This is a genomic window from Stratiformator vulcanicus, from assembly GCF_007744515.1.
GTDB classification, from domain to species: Bacteria; Planctomycetota; Planctomycetia; order Planctomycetales; family Planctomycetaceae; genus Stratiformator; species Stratiformator vulcanicus.
The window spans coordinates 1,450,557-1,468,100 of record NZ_CP036268.1; the positions used below are offsets into that span (position 1 = coordinate 1,450,557).

At 59.3% G+C, this 17,544-nt stretch carries 15 protein-coding genes; 9 read left to right on the forward strand and 6 right to left on the reverse strand.

Features of this window, described 5'->3' with window-relative positions; genetic code table 11:
• Positions 1–347: 347 nt before the first annotated feature.
• Positions 348–1,340 carry a serine/threonine-protein kinase gene (locus Pan189_RS05450; RefSeq protein ID WP_310821122.1) on the forward strand — a complete coding sequence of 331 codons (993 nt, stop codon included), beginning with the start codon at positions 348–350 and terminating at the stop codon, positions 1,338–1,340.
• A 431-nt stretch (positions 1,341–1,771) separates the two neighbouring features.
• On the forward strand, positions 1,772–2,788 hold the full coding sequence (gene aroF / locus Pan189_RS05455) for a 3-deoxy-7-phosphoheptulonate synthase (RefSeq protein ID WP_145362942.1): 1,017 nt from the start codon (positions 1,772–1,774) through the stop codon (positions 2,786–2,788).
• Here aroF and Pan189_RS05460 read toward each other — a convergent pair.
• Positions 2,752–2,952 (reverse strand): carbon storage regulator, encoded by a 201-nt coding sequence (locus tag Pan189_RS05460; protein WP_145362943.1) that lies wholly within the window; start codon positions 2,950–2,952, stop codon positions 2,752–2,754. The genes aroF and Pan189_RS05460 overlap by 37 nt on opposite strands.
• Before the next feature lie 250 nt (positions 2,953–3,202).
• On the opposite strand from Pan189_RS05460, the gene Pan189_RS05465 reads away from it, so the two are divergent.
• Positions 3,203–4,942: a serine/threonine-protein kinase gene (locus tag Pan189_RS05465; RefSeq protein ID WP_145362944.1), complete on the forward strand. Its 1,740-nt coding sequence runs from the start codon at positions 3,203–3,205 to the stop codon at positions 4,940–4,942.
• Between the two features lie 36 nt (positions 4,943–4,978).
• Here Pan189_RS05465 and Pan189_RS05470 read toward each other — a convergent pair whose 3' ends face one another.
• Positions 4,979–5,227: a hypothetical protein gene (locus Pan189_RS05470; RefSeq protein ID WP_145362945.1), complete on the reverse strand. Its 249-nt coding sequence runs from the start codon at positions 5,225–5,227 to the stop codon at positions 4,979–4,981.
• A gap of 376 nt (positions 5,228–5,603) precedes the next feature.
• On the opposite strand from Pan189_RS05470, the gene Pan189_RS05475 reads away from it, so the two are divergent.
• Positions 5,604–5,927 carry a hypothetical protein gene (locus tag Pan189_RS05475; protein WP_145362946.1) on the forward strand — a complete coding sequence of 108 codons (324 nt, stop codon included), beginning with the start codon at positions 5,604–5,606 and terminating at the stop codon, positions 5,925–5,927.
• 18 nt (positions 5,928–5,945) lie between these two features.
• On the opposite strand, the gene Pan189_RS05480 is transcribed toward Pan189_RS05475, so the two are convergent.
• From Pan189_RS05480 to nadB, 3 genes are all read right to left on the reverse strand, one after another.
• Positions 5,946–6,536, reverse strand: coding sequence for a hypothetical protein (locus Pan189_RS05480; protein WP_310821123.1), 591 nt, complete (start codon positions 6,534–6,536; stop codon positions 5,946–5,948).
• 451 nt (positions 6,537–6,987) lie between these two features.
• A complete protein-coding gene (locus Pan189_RS05485; protein ID WP_145362948.1) occupies positions 6,988–7,803 on the reverse strand; it encodes an SDR family NAD(P)-dependent oxidoreductase in 816 nt (271 codons plus the stop codon).
• Between the two features lie 74 nt (positions 7,804–7,877).
• Complete coding sequence (gene nadB / locus Pan189_RS05490; RefSeq protein WP_310821124.1) at positions 7,878–9,503, reverse strand: L-aspartate oxidase; 1,626 nt, start codon at positions 9,501–9,503, stop codon at positions 7,878–7,880.
• 361 nt (positions 9,504–9,864) lie between these two features.
• Here nadB and Pan189_RS05495 point away from each other — a divergent pair, with 361 nt between their 5' ends.
• From Pan189_RS05495 to Pan189_RS05505, 3 genes are all read left to right on the forward strand, one after another.
• Complete coding sequence (locus Pan189_RS05495) at positions 9,865–10,080, forward strand: hypothetical protein (RefSeq protein ID WP_145362950.1); 216 nt, start codon at positions 9,865–9,867, stop codon at positions 10,078–10,080.
• Between the two features lie 189 nt (positions 10,081–10,269).
• A complete protein-coding gene (locus tag Pan189_RS05500) occupies positions 10,270–10,821 on the forward strand; it encodes a sigma-70 family RNA polymerase sigma factor (protein WP_310821125.1) in 552 nt (183 codons plus the stop codon).
• Between the two features lie 44 nt (positions 10,822–10,865).
• Positions 10,866–12,530 (forward strand): LamG-like jellyroll fold domain-containing protein, encoded by a 1,665-nt coding sequence (locus tag Pan189_RS05505; RefSeq protein ID WP_310821126.1) that lies wholly within the window; start codon positions 10,866–10,868, stop codon positions 12,528–12,530.
• Positions 12,531–12,571: 41 nt separating this feature from the next.
• On the opposite strand, the gene glpK is transcribed toward Pan189_RS05505, so the two are convergent.
• Positions 12,572–14,083: a glycerol kinase GlpK gene (gene glpK, locus Pan189_RS05510; RefSeq protein ID WP_145362953.1), complete on the reverse strand. Its 1,512-nt coding sequence runs from the start codon at positions 14,081–14,083 to the stop codon at positions 12,572–12,574.
• Positions 14,084–14,567: 484 nt separating this feature from the next.
• Between glpK and Pan189_RS05515 the strand changes: the two genes are divergently transcribed.
• Together Pan189_RS05515 and Pan189_RS05520 are read left to right on the forward strand one after the other, a co-directional pair.
• Positions 14,568–15,716 (forward strand): alkaline phosphatase D family protein, encoded by a 1,149-nt coding sequence (locus tag Pan189_RS05515; RefSeq protein WP_310821127.1) that lies wholly within the window; start codon positions 14,568–14,570, stop codon positions 15,714–15,716.
• Positions 15,717–15,758: 42 nt separating this feature from the next.
• Complete coding sequence (locus Pan189_RS05520; protein ID WP_145362955.1) at positions 15,759–17,528, forward strand: arylsulfatase; 1,770 nt, start codon at positions 15,759–15,761, stop codon at positions 17,526–17,528.
• Positions 17,529–17,544 lie beyond the last annotated feature (16 nt).

Below are 17,544 nucleotides of genomic sequence, written 5' to 3' on the forward strand. Positions count from 1 at the left end.
GCACGTTGGTAAATCTCCCAGAGACAAAGCAACTCGAAAATTTTATCGGGAAAAATCCGATCCGTTGGCCCGGAATATGTATCCCGTGGACGCAGAAAGTCTTTATGGTCCTGCCTTGGGAAGCCTGATGGCCTCCCTTCACTGCCTTCCTGACAACGCACTCGTTTCTTCGACATGGGCGGCGACCCATGCTCGGGAAGAAGAGCTGGCTCGCCGAAGTCCGCAATAGAAGTCCACAAGAATTGTTTCTGTCCGCGACCTACGCGGACCTACCTCGCATGGCTAAATTCCAGAAAGTTTCCGATCGGCCGCGAAGCCTTGGCAGCTTCGAAAGGGGAAACGCGCGCGTGGACGGCGACTCAACCGATCTGACGCAGACGATTCAGATTCAGCCATCGGTTGCCTCCTCGGTGACCTCGCACTGCGGCGCGCAAGCTGCAACCGATGCCGCGGCGAAGCAGAAAGACACGGTCTGCGGTCGTAGCGACGTCGAAACCGTCGACAGTCCGGCGCGGTTGCCGATTGTCCCGGGCGTCAACATCAGCCATCGGATCGGGCGCGGATCGTGTGGTTCGGTCTACGCCGCCCGTTTGGTCTCGAACGACCGCGCCGTATGCGTGAAAATCCTCTCCGCCTCATTGGCGGACGGCCCGATCGATCGCCGCCTTAGACGGGAAGCCTTCATTACCGCGATGCTGTCTCACCGACACATCGTGCGGACCGTCGACTTCGGCGAAATCTCTCGTATCCCCTATCTGGTGACCGAACTGGTCCCCGGATTGTCCTTGGATCGACTGCCGCCGATCGGGATGGCCGGCATTTGCGAAATCGGTCGTCAGGTGTCCTCAGCACTTGCCGCGACACACCGCGCGGGCGTGGTTCATCGCGACGTCAAACCGGCGAACATCGTCGCCTCGTTGGACGGCAAGGGATTCCCGCGGGCCAAGTTGATCGACTTCGGTCTCGCCCGATGCCCGGGCGATTCCGACGATGAAGACGGCTTGATTCGGCCGCGGCAGTCGCTCGGGTCTCCGCCCCATGTCTCGCCGGAACAGATTTCGGGACCGGTCGTCGTCGATGGTCGAGCCGACATCTACTCGCTGGGTTCGACTCTGTTTGAAATGTTGACCGGTTCGCCGCCGTTCGGTTCGACCGTGCCGGAGACGTTGACCCGCAAGTGCCACGAATCAGCTCCGCCATTGCGTTCGCTGCGGCAGGACGTGCCGCCCGCGTTGGAACGGCTCGTCGCCGCAATGCTAAAGCGCAAACGTGTGGACCGACCGGCCGAAGCGTCCGCGGTAGCGGCCGAACTCGCCGATCTGGCCTCAAGTCTCCGCTGACGGTCGGGCTCGGTTCGGTCGGCAGTCCGTTGAGTGCGACGTTCCCGGCCATCCACATTTCGCAGATTTCAGTTTAAGGGCTGACCGACCACCTTTCGCTTCGGGCAGTTGACTCTGAGGCCGGTACGCCGGTAATAATAGGATCGTTACGGGAATATTTTTCACGGCCCATCGGACCTCACGTCATGCACTCTCGAAATCGACAGATCGTCGTCGCGGGTGCTTGGTATTTTTGGTTTACCACCGGAACGGTTCCGGGCCGGGGAGACGCGTAACGACTTCCTACCACTGTGCGAAAGCAAGGCCCCGGAATCACGCGATTCCGGGGCCTTTTTCGTTGGGCGATTTGCACAAGCCGATGTTCGGAACAATTTAGTCAATCCCGTTGGTGAAACCCGGCCGAGCCACACGACGGCCGACAGGAGTGAGTAATGATCGTCGTCATGAAGCGAGGCACGAGTGAGGAGGCGGTCAAAGACGTCTCCGGCCGCATTGAGGAAATGGGAATGAAAGCGCATGTCATCGTCGGAACCGATCGCACCGTGCTGGCGGCCGTCGGCAAGGAGAGCGAAACGCTCCGGCAAGAACTCGAGGCGCATCCGCAGGTGGAGCAGGCAATGCCGATTCTGGCCCCATACAAGATTGCCAGTCGTGAAACCAAACCGGAGCCGAGCACCGTCACGGTCAAAAGTCTGAAGATCGGCGGTGGTCATATCGGAGTGATCGCCGGGCCGTGCTCGATCGAGAGCGAGTCGCAAATCTTCGAATCGGCCCAGCGCGTCAAAGAGTCGGGGGCGACGGGGTTACGAGGCGGGGCCTTCAAGCCGCGCACCAGTCCCTATTCCTTCCAGGGAATGAAAGAGGAGGGGCTGAAACTGCTCCAGGCCGCCGGTCAGGAAACGGGATTGGCGACCGTCACCGAAGTGATGGCTCCTCATGATGTTGACCTCGTCTGCCGCTACGCCGACGTTCTGCAGATCGGTGCGCGGAACATGCAGAATTACACCCTGCTCGAAGCCGTCGGCGGCGTCGATACGCCGGTGGTTTTGAAACGGGGGGCATCGGCGACGATGGACGAATTCCTGTTGGCGGCCGAATACATTCTCAACGGAGGCAACCAGCAGGTCATCTTGTGCGAACGCGGCATCCGCACTTTCGAATCGCACACGCGGTTCACGCTGCCTCTGGCGACGGTCCCCTATCTGCAAGAACGAACGCACCTGCCGGTCGTGATCGATCCGTCGCATGGAACGGGTGTCGCTTCGCTCGTGCCGCCGATGTGCCTGGCGGCTATCGCCGGCGGGTGCGACGGATTGCTTATCGAAGTCCATCCTGACCCGACTCACGCCGTCAGCGACGGTCCGCAGTCGCTGACGCCCGAGGCGTTCGACGATACAATGCGACGGGGTCATCAGGTCGCCGCTGCGGTTGATCGGAAACTCGGATGAGAGAAGGGCTCGCCCGATGCGATCAGTTCGCCCCGACGGATCGGAATGTCTTCGGGCGCATCGATCGCTAAGGTGACCCGCCCGCCCGACGTGCGGACGACGGAAACCGTGATTCCATGCCCGATGACAATCTGTTCGCCCGACTTACGATTGAGGACCAGCATCCTTGCGCTCCCGAAGAGTGACGTTTTGATCTGAAAGCCCGTTATATGTTTTTATGTGCAGTGAACGCAAGTTCTGATTGGCGAAAAAGTTTTTTTCGTTCCGGCCGGCGGCGTGCGTATACTCACAGAAATTCCGGCGGACTTGCGGGATAATTGATTAGATCGAGATTGAGAGATTCAACCGATCATTTGGTAGAATGTGCCCCCGGGCGACCCGGACGGTTTCAGCGTTTTTACGAGTCGATCAGCAATGCAACGCATCGAAGATTCCCCGACGATTATTGTCGACTCGGGAGACCAATCTTCGAAGGCTGATACAAGAGCGGCCGACTGCAGCGGCTCGTTGCAGCGATTTTTCTGCCCGCACAAGGGAATTCAGCAGGGCGGGTCGGCGAGGTTTCTTTCCGAGCAGACACTCCTGCTGCGGAAGAGGCTCAGACTGGCGGCGATCTTCCTTGCGATCGCGTTCACCGCGTTTCTGGTGAGAGCGCTGATTCTCGGCGATCACCCGCACTTCCGGCTCACACACGATCTCAACGTGTGGATGTCATTCGTCGGAGTCACGATCAGCCTGTGGATCGTCGCCGGGGTGCTGTGGTCGCCGCTTCACCTTCCGCGGTTCGGATTGTTCGGCTCGGAGTTTCTCGTCTTCGGTCTTCCCGGACTGTTCTTCGCGTACGAGCAGGCGTCGATGGTCTGCGAGTGCGACCTGACGATGGCCGATGATTACGCCTCCGCATTCCCCGGGCAGACTGTGCTGCCCTGGATCATCCTGATCCAGATTTACGCGGCATTCGTGCCGAGCGGGACCCGCCGGGCGATCGGGGTGATCTCCGTGATGGCGGTTGCTCCCTTGGTGGCGGCATTGATTACCAGCAGCCGGGTCGATCAGGAAGTGCTGCGGACCGTGCTGTACGAGCGTGGCGCGTTTTCAGCCATGGCAATAACGATGGTGATCGTCGCGGCGGTCTCACTCTACTGCACCTATCGCATGGGGAAATTTCGGCGTGAGGCGTTTGATGCAGCGAGCATCGGATCGTTTACGCTGGGCCGACGGCTCGGAGCGGGCGGCATGGGTGAGGTCTATCTCGCCGAGCACCAGTTGCTCAAACGGCCGTGTGCTGTGAAGTTGATCCGCCACGAGTTTGCTCAAGAGAAGCGGGCCCGCGACCGTTTTGAGAGTGAAGTCCGCGCCGCGGCCGGCCTGACACACCCGAATACGATCGAAATCTACGATTACGGGGTGACCGACGACGGCACGTTCTATTACGCCATGGAATTTCTGCCGGGGATGAGCCTGCAAGATCTCGTTGCCGAATTCGGGCCTTTGCCGCCGGGGCGAGTCGCCTATCTGCTGGCTCAGGTCTGTGATGCCCTCAATGAGGCCCATTCGAAGGGCTTGGTGCATCGCGATATGAAACCGGGCAATATTTTCGCGGCCGAACGTGGTGGCAATTACGATGTGGCCAAGCTGCTCGATTTCGGGCTCGTCAAACAGACTCGGCCCCAGCCGGGCGATATCGAACACACCGCCGAAGGCGTCGTCATCGGTTCGCCGCTGTACGGTGCTCCGGAAAGCTTGACGAATGAGTCGAACGGTCCGACCGCCGATATCTATTCCCTCGGGGCGACCGCGTATTACGCGCTCACGGGTCGGCCTGTGTTCGATGAGCGAAACGCGTTGAAGGCGGTCTCGGCTCATTTGAATACGATTCCCGAACCAATGTCTCATTTCGCAGATGTGCCGGACGACCTGTCTGCAGTGGTGATGCGGGCCCTCGCCAAGAACCCCAAGAGTCGGTTCGCCTCAGCGGCCGAGATGGCCGAAGCGATCCGAAGCTGTGAGTGCTTCGGATCCTGGGGGCCGCTCGAAGCCGCACAGTGGTGGTCGACGCTCAAACGCCAGCCAGCCTCCGACTCGGCCTCGCACGATACCGATGCGATCGACGAAACGCGGGAGCAGACCGCGCCAATCTATTCGATGGTTTGAGCGATAGACCTCAGAGTTCCCGACGGAGTACTCGACCTACGTGTCCGACTTCTGCCAGTGCAGGCGGTCGAGCGTGATGACGCCGGTCCGCAGCGCACAGTTCAGGCACAATTTATGTGCCCCGTCGTCGACGTATATCTCGCCCCCCACGATCAGATGGTAGAAGTCTTCGCCGGGATTCTTCGAGTAGCAGTGCTGCTTGGTGAAATCGGCCTTGATGTGAGCCTTCCAGTCGCCGCTGCGCGAGACGTAGAGTCGGCGGTCGTTCGGTTCGTTTTCGGACATGGCGCGATGTCACTCTTTGCCAAATGACTCTGCAGGGCCATTTGATTCTATCGCTTAAGTCGGCGACCGCCATTTCGGAACGGCGATGCTCGATTATTTGGTCGCAGTCACGAAATCAGGGCGTTCGAGTCGTGCCGCGAGAATTCTCGCTGAGATCAGGGCTTTGTCGGAATCAGGAATTGGACGTTACGCCAATTGTTCCGGTCGAAACGACTATGCCCGAAAGTCGCACCGCAATGATCGCTCGGCGCGGAGACCGCGGAGCAAACTTGGCCGTCAGATACGACGATTCATTGGGAGGCCCGTCTGCCGACCCGATCCGAACGAATCAGTCTCGCATCGGGTTTGACCGCTCCCCCAAGCGAGAAATCGACGTATGTCGCTCGAAGCCGCCTCGGTAAAGACCGTCGAACAATTGCACGAATACGTTCACGGCGTGCTGTGTGCCCATGAGAACCTGCTGCCCGATCAATTCACAACGTCTTCGATCCCGATGATGCGCAAAGGCCGATCATGCGGGCTGCAATTTTCGCTCAAGGGCCCCCGCGAGTTGCGGCTCGGAGCGGTTTGGGCAACCGATCACAATGTGATCTTGTTTTATGACGCCCGGGGCGAACGGTTCCGTCGTGAACGACTGAATTGCCGACTGTCGACTGCCGCCGATCGAAACTCCGAAGGCTCGCTCCGCAACGCGGCTTGAGCGGCAGGGGAATCGCGATTAGTCGTGGGAGGCAACCGACGGAGCGGTCAGTTCTGCGAGCATCTGCCTGGCTTCGGGGGCACCCAGTTCCTCAGCCGTCCGATAGTGCAGGCGAGCCAGTTCGACTCGCCCGTTCTCCGCAGCCTTGCGGCCCAGTGCGATGAAGCGGGCCGCATCACGCTTCGAACCGCTGTCGCGGCGAGCCCTCGACCGGTCGGCGAGTTTGATATCTGCGGCCTCACGCTCACGGCCTTCCGCGATGACTCCGCCAGAGCGAAACCGTCGGCTCATCGCGTAGGAAGTCGGGTCATCGTAGGCCGACTTCGTATAGGCCGACATGTGATTGGTCCCGTGGCGGGCATCCTCGAGAATCATCCGGTCCATTTCATGCAGGTCGTGGATGAAAGGCCGAACCGTGATCGCCGTTGACGATCGCGTTCGAGAAATGCGGCTGCCGAACCCGTTCGGCAGCGAACTGCCGGTCGAATCGCGGGCCGACTTCAGTCCGCCGAGATAGGCCTCGCCCCGATCGGGAACCGAGACCGTTGTGTTGACGGAGGCGATACCGAACGTCGGTTGCTGAACCGAAATCGCTTGTGCTGACGCCATCACGCCGAAACCGCAACACGCAGTGCTGACTGCGGCGATTCGCAAAGTTCTGGTCAGGTTCGACATTGCACCGGACGAGTTTGAGTCGCGAGGAATGCTGAGGGCAGTTCGGTCAAGACCCTCTCCTAAGTTACAATACGCAAGGCCGCCCAAAATTTGACCGAAATTCCGGTCGCGGGTCCGTTTCCCGAGAAAGTTGTGCCATTTTCTGGGTGGCCGGGGACGGCGCTTTCGCCGCCCCCGGAACGCTTGCTCTCAATTTCGGATTGCTTGACGAAGGCGTCGCCGGAGACACGTTCCCTGTGGGCGTCGTAAAGACGCCGTCTACAGCCACCCTCCCGGACTCCTAGTCCTTGTGAACTGCCTTGTTACCAAAATTGAGGGGCGGAAGCGAAATCGTTCGATGGCAATCGAGTCCCGTGCTCATGCAGCGGGCTTGTCATTACGCGTCTTACTTTGCGGTCCAACCGCCGTCGACGGCGACCATCGAGCCGGCCATGTACGAGGCCGCATCGCTGGCGAGGAAGATGGCCGCCCCCTGAATTTCCGGGAGTTCGCCCCAGCGTTTGCACGCGGTCGCCCCGACGACGTCTTGAACGATCTGCGGATCGTCTTTGACCGGAATATTCATTTCGGTCAGAAACGGCCCCGGACAGATCGCGTTGACCGCGATCCCATGCGGTGCCAATTCGAGACCGAGGGCCCGCGTCATCTGCACGACGGCGCCCTTGCTGGTCGCGTAAGGGGTTCGGTCTTCAAGCCCGACCAGGCCGAGCGTGCTGGCGAGATTGATGATTCGTCCTGATCGCGCGTGCTTCATGTGAGGCACAACGGCTCTGCTGCACAGCCAGGTGCCGTCGACGTTGACCCGCTGGACGTTACGAAACTGCTCGAAAGACAACTCATCGATCGGCCCGCGGATATTGATTCCGGCGCTATTGATCAGGATGTCGATGCGTCCGAATTCGGTGTGAACTCGTTCCACCATGCTCTGGACAGCCTGCTCATGAGTGACGTCCGCTTTCAAGCCGATCGCCTTTCGACCGAAGTCTCGGGCGATCGCTTCGGCAGCCTCCACAGCTTCGTCTTCATGGCGGCTCACCAGTACGACATCAGCCCCGGCGGAGGCCAGTCCGGCTGCCATGGCGCGGCCGAGTCCTTTCGATCCGCCGGTGATGATCGCGACGCGATCCGTCAGATCGAATTGCGTGATCCCGGGCAGTGGCGAATCGGCGTCCCCCGGCGTTTCAGCAGAAGTCTCACTCATGATTGCCGCCGCTTTGTTGTTCAGAGGGTGGGAGACGCGCTGCGTTGGAACCGGAGCGTTGCAGCATGAACGATTCAGGTAGCAGCCAGCAAGGACACATGGTCGAGTTGGTCTTCGCGAGGCTCGGGGAAATCGCTGCGGAAATGAACGCCACGTGACTCCTGGCGCGCCATCGCCGAAGCGATCATCAGTCGGGCGACCAATAGCATGTTCTGAAGTTCCCAACCGCGCGGCTTTTGGAACTCGCGGCTCGAGATGTATCGATCCCAAAAGTCGACCTGAACCCGGGCATCCTCCAGACCTTCGGCATTCCGCGAAATGCCGACGTGACGCCACATCAAACTCATCAGACTGTTCCGCACGTCGTCGAGATCGATGTCCTCATCGTCTTGATCGTCTGACGCCGGCCACTCCGCGACGAGCGGGGGCATTGAGAAGCGGTCCGGCGTGGCGAGGGCATGCTCCGATGCCGCAGCTCCGCATCGTCGACCATAGACGAGTCCTTCCAACAGACTGTTCGACGCGAGGCGATTGGCTCCGTGAAGCCCGGTGGAAGCCACTTCACCGGCGGCCCACAAACCGGGCAGGGAGGACGCTCCGAGTTCATCGACCGTGACACCGCCGATCATGTAGTGCGCTCCGGGACGGACCGGAATCAAATCGGAGGCGATATCGAGGCCGAATTCGCGGCAGACCTTGCCGATGTTCGGAAACCGCTCGGCAATCAAATCCCGATCGAGGTGGGTCAAATCGAGGTAGACGCAGGGGTGATTCGTCCGCGCCATCTCGGACGTGATCGCCCGGCTGACTTCATCCCGCGGGGCCAACTCCAGCTGCGGAGAATATTCGGGCATAAATCGTTCGCCGCGAACGTTCCGCAGAAAGGCCCCTTCACCCCGGACCGCTTCGGAGATCAGATGCCGTGAGCTGCCGGCGATGTAGAGCACAGTCGGGTGAAACTGCATCAGCTCCATGTCCCGCACTTCGGCCCCGGCGCGAAACGCGGCGGCATGACCGTCGGCGGTTGCGATGTCGGGATTGGTCGACTCACGATAGAGCCGACCGGCACCGCCGGTACACAGGATCGTCGATTTCGCCCACACGAACGTCTTGCCGTGTTGCGGATTCCAAACCAGAGCGCCGCAGCAACGCCCGTCCCAGGAGAGCAGGTCGAGCAGAAACGTCTGCTCCCATGTCTGGATCGTTTCTCGCTGGATCACCGCGTCTCGAACGGCCCGCATGACTTCCCAACCGGTCGCGTCGCCTAACGCGTGGGCGATCCGGCGGTGGCTGTGGCCCCCTTCGCGCGTCAGCGCCAGCTCCCCATTGATTTCGTCGAAGTGTGCCCCGTAGGAAATCAGCTCGCGGATCCGTTCGGCGGCTTCCGCCACGACCGATTCGACCACGTCGGGGTCGCACATGCCTTTGCCGGCGGCGATCGTATCGGCGGCGTGATTGGCGATCTCGTCGAGCGGGTCGAGCACGCCGGCAATGCCCCCCTGGGCATAGCTGCTGTTCGACTCGGTCACAGCATCTTTTGTGACGACCACCGTTTCCAGCTTCGTGTCGATCGACAGGGCGGCCCGCATCCCCGCGATACCGCCCCCGAGAATCAGCACGTCGGTGAACATGTGCGGCACCCGTTTCGGATTGAACTGCACGAGATACCGTCGTCTGACGGGGAGAGTCAGTGCAGTCATCAGCAGCTACTTTCGGGCAAACGCGTTGAGGATCGTTGATCCATCATAGCGGCCGCCGAAAGTTGTCCGAAAGTCGCGGAGTCACGAGCGTGTGATCGGTTCCCGAATGCTGCCGCAAAACAGGTTTTTCAGAACGGCACAGAGGCATTATTTGATGCGGCGAATCCCTGCAAATGCGGCACTCTCATCAACGTATCGTATTGCGTTACGGGCACTTAAGGCGGGAATTGGCGGCTGAGCGGCCAATGTTCGTGAAGGTTTGTGAAACATTTGTCAGAAGGTGGACTTTGCTCTGGACACTAACCGAATGATTGTCAAAATTCGCGCGCCTTCCGGTCCTCTCCCACCTAGGACATATACCATGGCTTTGATTCGTTGGATGATGGAAATTCTCAAGACCGACCTGCTCAGTGAAGATCTCGCGATCGAAGCCGACGAGCGGGAGCCTGCCGATCACGCGCCCGCAAGCTCAACAATCACGACGTCCCGAAATCCGGTCGCGGATCGGTTCAATGACGACTTCGTCAAACAACTTCGGGACCTGAAGTCACTTGCGGGCGACCAGTCAGCCGCTTGAGACGGCATTTGTGGCGAGGAAGACGCTTCCGCTCCGAAGCCCCGATCAGTGGTTCGCGGACCGCTGAAACGGGGTTTTGGCTCTTCTTGAAGTGCGATCCCGAAGAGACCGAAGATAATTGAGAAATTTGCGGGCGTCCCGTCATACTAAAGTAAGCGCCTGTTCTTTCTTCCGTTTCAAGTCTCTGCTTTGGCTCATTCAGCCGATCGGCACGAGCCTCTCAAGGCACGAACCGGCGAGTTTGTGAAGCTCTGGACGGCCCACGCCCGACAGGTTCACAAGTTCGCGTTTATTGCCATGCGCAGTCATGTCGATGCCGACGACGTACTGCAGGAGACCGGTACGGTTGCGTGGGAACGGTTCGACGAGTTTGAATCGGGGACCAATTTTCAGGCATGGGTGATGAGCATTGCTCGCCTGAAAGTGCTCGAGACCATTCGACGCAAGAAACGCCGTATCGTGCCGAGCGAATCGTTACTCAAATTGCTGGTGGACGAGAGTGACCGGGCCGGTCGCTATCTCGAGCGGCAGCGCGATGCGCTCAATGAGTGTCTCCAGCGATTGAACGCGGCTGATCAGGAACTGATGCGTTGGCGGCATTCTGAGGAACTGCCGGTTGAAGAGATTGCGACGAGATTGAATAAGTCGGTTGCGACGGTGTACCGATCGATCGCGCGGGTCCATGAAGTTTTATACGGCTGTATTTCCCGAGTGGTTGCCGGCGGAAAAGGAGCAATATGAAGTCCGACTCTCGCTCCGCTCCGTCCCCATCGCGGAAGCGGCTGATGCGACTGATTCGACTCACCGAAGCACAGCACGTGCCCGACGAAGTCGTACGCGATCTTTATGAGCTACTTGAGACCGATCCTGAAGCACGGCGCGACTACGCCGAGTATATGCAGATGGTCTGGTCGCTCGAGTGGGACGGCGTCCCCCACGGTTCGGCCGATGAGGCGCCGCCTTCGCGAGCGATTCGAACGATCGGTCCGATCCGTCGCTACCAGACGCGTCGCCGCATCGAAATCACGGCCGCGATTTCAGCGGGTCTACTGGCATCAATCGCGCTGGTCGTTCTCGTCGTCATCTCACTGCCCGCCACGCCGGAAGCGAGGTTGGCGGCTCAGTTCGGCGGGGCCAAGCTACTGCCTGTGTTCGAGGGGGCGGCGGTCCAACCGATTTCGCCCGAAGGTCCGGTCGCGACCGGGGGATATCGGCTCGATCAAGGCATGGTCTGCTTGGAGTTTTCGAGCGGATCGACCGTCGTCGTCGAGGGGCCGGCATCATTCATTATTGCCGATAACTCACATTTTTCCGTCGATCAGGGTCTCTATTCGATCGTCGGGCGACCGGGCTTCACCGTCGCAACTCGCGGTGGAACCATTATCGACCTCGGCACCGAATTCACGGTCGAAGCCGCGACCGATCATGTGACCACGCAGGTCGTTAGCGGAGCTGTGAAAGTCGGGGAAATGGAGACAAACGGTGATGCAGATTTCCAGCGTCTGCAGGCCGGGGATGCGGCCACAGCGACGTCCGGCACGGCCTGGACCGAGACGGATTTTGACGTCTCCGATTTTCTCCCCCCGGCCGCGGTGGTCGCGATGGCCGAAGGAGATGACCGGCCCTACTATCGCTGGCTGGCCCAGAGCCGCCGCATTCGTCGCGATTCGGACGTGTTGCTCTATATGACATTCGGGGACGTGCGATTCGGAGACGATTGGGTCTCCGACCAGTCGACGAACAATGCCCCGCCCGCCAAAATCTTCGGAGCGCGGCCCGTGACCGGTCGTTTCGCGGAAACGACAGGCCTGTCATTTCGCGGGGTCGACCATGCCGACGTGGTGCTGTTTGACGAAGAGTTCTCGAAAGCGTTGACGCTTGAAGAGCCTCGGACGTTAGCCGTCTGGTTCCGTACGTCTGACCGGCAGGAGGTTCACGGCTCCCTGATTGCCACAAACCGAATTGCCAATGTGCATGAGCGACCGGAGGGCGAGGACCGAGAACTTCCACTATCCGCTAAAGCGAGTTGGGCGTTCCGCATCAGCGGTCATCACGGTCATTCCACTCAGCGGGAAAGTGGGCTGATCAGCTTCGCGCAGGCGCAGAACGAATGGAATCATCATCCCCATTGGCAAACCGGTTCGATGTCGGGAGCTGCCATCGGGAGTTGGATGCATGCCGTCGCGGTCGTCGAACCGTTTCCCGACAACCCGAAACTCGGAACGACGAAGCTCTACATCAATGGGCGGCTCGAAGCGGAACGCAGCGGTGCGTTGTCCATTCCTGGAAACAACGCGCTGAAGCTCGGCGGCATGGTCGATGACGAGGGTCAACCGGTCAGTAGCAGGGAATCCTTCGAAGGCACGATTGACGAATTCCTCGTCTACGGACGAGCACTTGAAGCCGCTGAGATCGAAGAACTCTACGACAATAGCCGACCCGCCTTCTGATCGACTCTCTGCGGGTCGTTGATTGTCCGGCAAGCCGAACGTCATTCGTCCCAGTCGAGCGCCCGCCTGACCGCTTCTCGCCAGCGCTCGTATCGCCCGTCGGAGTCGGACCGAGGCTGCGTTGGGCGAAACTCGCGATCGAGCGCCCAGTTCGCTTCGATCTCGCTCAGGTCGTCCCAGACACCGGTTGCCAGTCCTGCGAGGTACGCTGCACCGAGGGCGGTTGTCTCTCGCACGACCGGTCGATGCACCGGCACGCCGAGCAGGTCGGATTGAAATTGCATCAGCAGATCATTCGCCGAGGCTCCGCCGTCGACCCGCAATTCCTTAAGTGTCACGCCTGAGTCGGCGGTCATGGCATCGAGCACGTCGCGGGTCTGAAAGGCCATTGATTCGAGAGCCGCACGGGCCAGATGCGCCTTCGTCGTGCCGCGGGTCAGCCCGACGATCGTGCCCCGTCCTCCGGGGTTCCAATAGGGAGCCCCCAGACCAACGAACGCGGGCACAAAATAGACGCCATCGCTATCGGTGACCTGATCGGCGAGCTGTTCGATTTCACTGGAATGCTCGATGAAACCCATCTGATCGCGCAGCCATTGCACGACGGCTCCGGCGACAAGGACCGACCCTTCGAGGCAGTAGGTGACCTCCTCGCCGATCTTCCAACCGACCGTCGTCAGCAGCTTTTGCTCGGAGACCACCGGTTTCGTGCCGGTATTCATGAGCAAAAAACATCCGGTGCCGTAGGTGTTCTTGGCGGTGCCGGGTTGGAAGCACGCTTGCCCGAACGTGGCGGCCTGCTGGTCTCCGGCGATGCCCGCAATCGGCAATTTCACGCCCAGCACCGTCGGATCGGTTTCACCCACGATTCCGCTCGAGGGCACGATCTCCGGCAGCATTGCCCGCGGGACGTTGAGGATACCGAGCAGTTCGTCGTCCCAGTCGAGCGTCTCCAGATTGAACAGCAGCGTCCGACTGGCGTTGCTGACGTCGGTCGCGTGGACCTTCCCGCCGGTCAGCCGCCACAGCAGAAACGAATCAACCGTGCCGAACAGAATCTCGCCGCGTTCCGCGCGAGCGCGCAATCCGTCGATCGTGTCGAGCAGATAGGCGATCTTCGTCCCGGAGAAATACGGATCGAGCAGCAACCCGGTCTTCCGGGTGAACGTCGCTTCGTGTCCGTCCTCGCGCAGCTTCTTGCAGAATTCGGTGGTGATTCGACTCTGCCAGACGATGGCATTCGCCACCGCTTTCCCGGTTGCGCGGTCCCACAGGACGGTTGTTTCGCGCTGATTGGTGATCCCGAGCGCCGCAACGGGACGATTTTCCGCATCGGCTTTCGACAACGCCGCTTTAGCCGTGGTGATCTGCGAATCCCAGATGGCCTCCGGATCGTGCTCGACATGCCCCGGCTGCGGGTAAAGCTGTTCGAACTCCTGCTGACTCGACGCCACGGCTCGACCATCGCGCCCGAATAAAATCGCCCGGCTGGAAGTCGTGCCCTGATCGAGGGCGAGGACACAGGTTTGTGAGGAACTTTGGGTGCTCGGCATTGCTGATCTCCGAAATAGCGACCGGTTGCGAGAAGTCGAACGCCCCGGCTAGGCTCAGCAGACTTTGATATGTGTCAATCCGCAAGGAAACAGGACGTTACCAATGCACAGATTGATTGCCAGATACCTCGCCCTTACAGCATTTTGTTTTTCCACTTCGCTTGTTCACGCGGCCGAACCTCCGTGGGTCAATCCGGCTTACGGGGTCATGGTCGGCGAGGTGACTTCAAATTCGGCCATTGTTCAGGCCCAACTGACTGCAGGGCGATTTATTGGGCGGGGTTCATTAACAGATGGGGCCGGCCGATTCACATTGTATGAACGCCGTGGACAATTTGACCTCAAGAAAACCGCCGAGTCTGGCGTCCTAAAGGTCACGAAAGCAGACGACGGCTCAATAACGAAGCACATCTTCCGTGGCCTTCGCCCGAGTACGCAATATGTGGTCGCGTTCTCGTGCGCTGGAACGGTCAAGACTCTTCTCATGCCCGATCTGCACAATACACCCGGGTCCGCTTCATCTCGATTTAAGACATTGCCTGAGTCGACAGAGAAGGCAGCGTCCAGCTTCGTTGTCGTCACCGGCATGAACTACGCCAAGTTCCACGGCGATCCAACACTCAATATCGCCGAGCAGAAAAAACTCAACGCCGGACAACTCGGCGGACCATATACCGGATCGGACAAACGCAAAGGCTACCCGGCCCTTGAAACCATTAAGAACTTAAAACCCGACTTCTTCGTCGGCACAGGCGATAATGTGTACTACGACACGCCGACAAAGCCGCGCGCAAAAACTAAAGAAGAGATGCGGGCCAAGTGGCATCAGCAGTTCGCACAGCCGCGGTATCGGGGACTCTTCGCGAGCGTCCCCACCTATTGGGAAGTTGATGACCACGACTATCGCTATAATGACAGTGATAACACCGGCAGTAAGGAGCCGTCACCGGAACTCGGGAAAGAAGTGCTGCTGGAGCAACTGCCGATCGTGCCCGATGACGACCCCGATGCGAAGACCTACCGCACGCATCGCGTCGGGAAAGACCTGCAAATTTGGCTGACGGAGAACCGTTTCTACCGTTCCCCCAACAAGATGCCCGACGGCCCGGAGAAAACAATCTGGGGCCAAGAGCAACAAGAGTGGTTGAAGAAGACCCTCGCCGAGAGCGACGCCACGTTTAAGATTTTAATCTCGCCGACGCCGATGATTGGGCCGGATGACGCTTACAAGACCGACAATCACACCAATCCAGGCGGCTTTCGCCATGAACGCGATCAGTTCTTCGGCTGGCTAATGAAGGAAGGGCTGCTCGACCGCAATTTCTATATTGTCTGCGGCGACCGCCACTGGCAGTATCACTCGGTCCATCCTAGTGGCGTCGAGGAGTTTTCCTGCGGCGCACTGGTCGACGCGAATGCGCGGCTCGGACGTAAACCCGGCGACCCGAAGTCGACCGACCCCGAGGGACTCATCGAACAGCCCTACTATCAGACCCCGGCCTCAGGCGGCTTCCTCAACGTCCGCGTCGAACCGGCCGAAGAAGACACTCCGGCCAAACTTCACTTCGTCTTCCTCGACGAACATGGCAAGGAACTCTACCGCGAAACGAAGACACCCGGGACAAAGAATTAAATTCAGAATTTTAATTAATATTGATCGTAGCCTTGGTTACCAATGAATAAACCTTTAATTGCCGCCGTCGCGGTTTCTTGCCTGATCTGCAGCTTCGTCGCGGCGGCGGAACCGCCCGCGGACGACCGGCCAAACGTCGTCCTGATCATGACCGACGACCAGGGTTGGGGGGATCTCAGCGCGAGCGGTAATCAGAATCTGAAAACGCCCCATATTGATTCTCTCAAGCGCGACGGCGTCAGTCTCGAGTACTTCTACGTCTGCCCGGTCTGCTCACCGACGCGGGCCGAACTGCTGACCGGCCGTTATCATCCGCGCGGCAACGTCTACGATACGTCCGAAGGTGCCGAGAGACTCGACCTTGACGAGCACACGCTCGGCGAGTCCTTTCAAGCGGCAGGCTATCGCTCCGGAGCGTTCGGCAAATGGCACAACGGATCTCAACCGCCCTATCATCCGAATGACCGCGGCTTCAACGAGTTCTACGGCTTTTGCTCGGGACATTGGGGACACTATTTCAGCCCGCCTCTTGAGCGGAACGGCAAAATGGTGCGGGGTGATGGGTACGTGACCGACGACTTTACGTCCGAAGCGATTAAATTTATTGAAGACAACCGCGACCGCCCCTTCGTTTGCTATCTCCCCTACTGCACGCCGCACGCCCCGATGCAGGTGCCGGACGAATACTTCGACCGTTTTAAGGATAAAAAACTCACGATGCGGCATCGCGATCCGCAGAAAGAGAAAGACCTTTTCACGAAGGCAGCGCTCGCGATGTGTGAAAACATCGATTTTAATGTCGGACGCGTCCTTAAAACGCTCGAGCAACTCGACCTCAGTGGCAACACGATCGTCGTCTACCTTTCGGACAATGGCCCGAACTCCTACCGTTGGAACGGCGGCATGAAAGGGAGGAAAGCGTCGACCGATGAAGGAGGCGTTCGGGTCCCACTCTTTATCCGATGGGATGACCGGCTGCCCGCGGGCAGAAGCATTAATGAAATCGCCTCAGCCATTGACTTGTTCCCCACGTTGGCTGATCTCGCCGGAGTTGAAATCTTAGCAGAAAAGCCGCTCGATGGGGTTAGCCTTGCTCCCCTCTTGCGATCCGATCAACCCGATTGGCCGGAGCGTCTCGTCTACTCGCACTGGGCGGGAAAAGTCAGTGTGCGGAGTCAGCATTATCGGCTCGACGATCGCGGACGATTGTTCGACATGCGTAACGATTTCGGACAACGCAATAACATCGCTGATCAAGAGCCGGAGCAAGCAACACGCTTGAAAGTCGCCGCAGAAAAATGGCGGACGGAAGTGCTCACAGAAATTGATCGAACGCCCCGGCCCTTTACTGTCGGCTATCGCGACACCACCTGGCTGCCCGCCCGCGATGCGACCCCGCACGGCCATGTCCGCAGAAGCAACCGCTGGCCGAACTCGTCTTACATGACTGATTGGACCTCTCCGAAGGACCGCATCGTATGGAACGTCGATGTGATTAATTCCGGAACCTACGAAGCCACTCTCTTTTACACGTGCCCGGAGTCCCAACTCGGCTCGGTCGTCACGCTGACTGATGGAAAATCTCGCACATCGGCCGAGGTGACCGAGGCTTTTGATCCGGCCTTAATTGGTCACAAAGAAGATCGGTTCCCTCGCAAAAATACCTACCACAAAGACTTTCGGCCGCTTCGCATGGGCGAACTCAAACTCAGTCGCGGTGAGACCAAGCTCACGCTGCAAGCCGAGCAGGTGGCCAACACCAGTGTGATGGATATGCGGTATCTGAAACTCGTCAAAAAACAAGCCGATTAGAAGTGGTTGCGAAGCA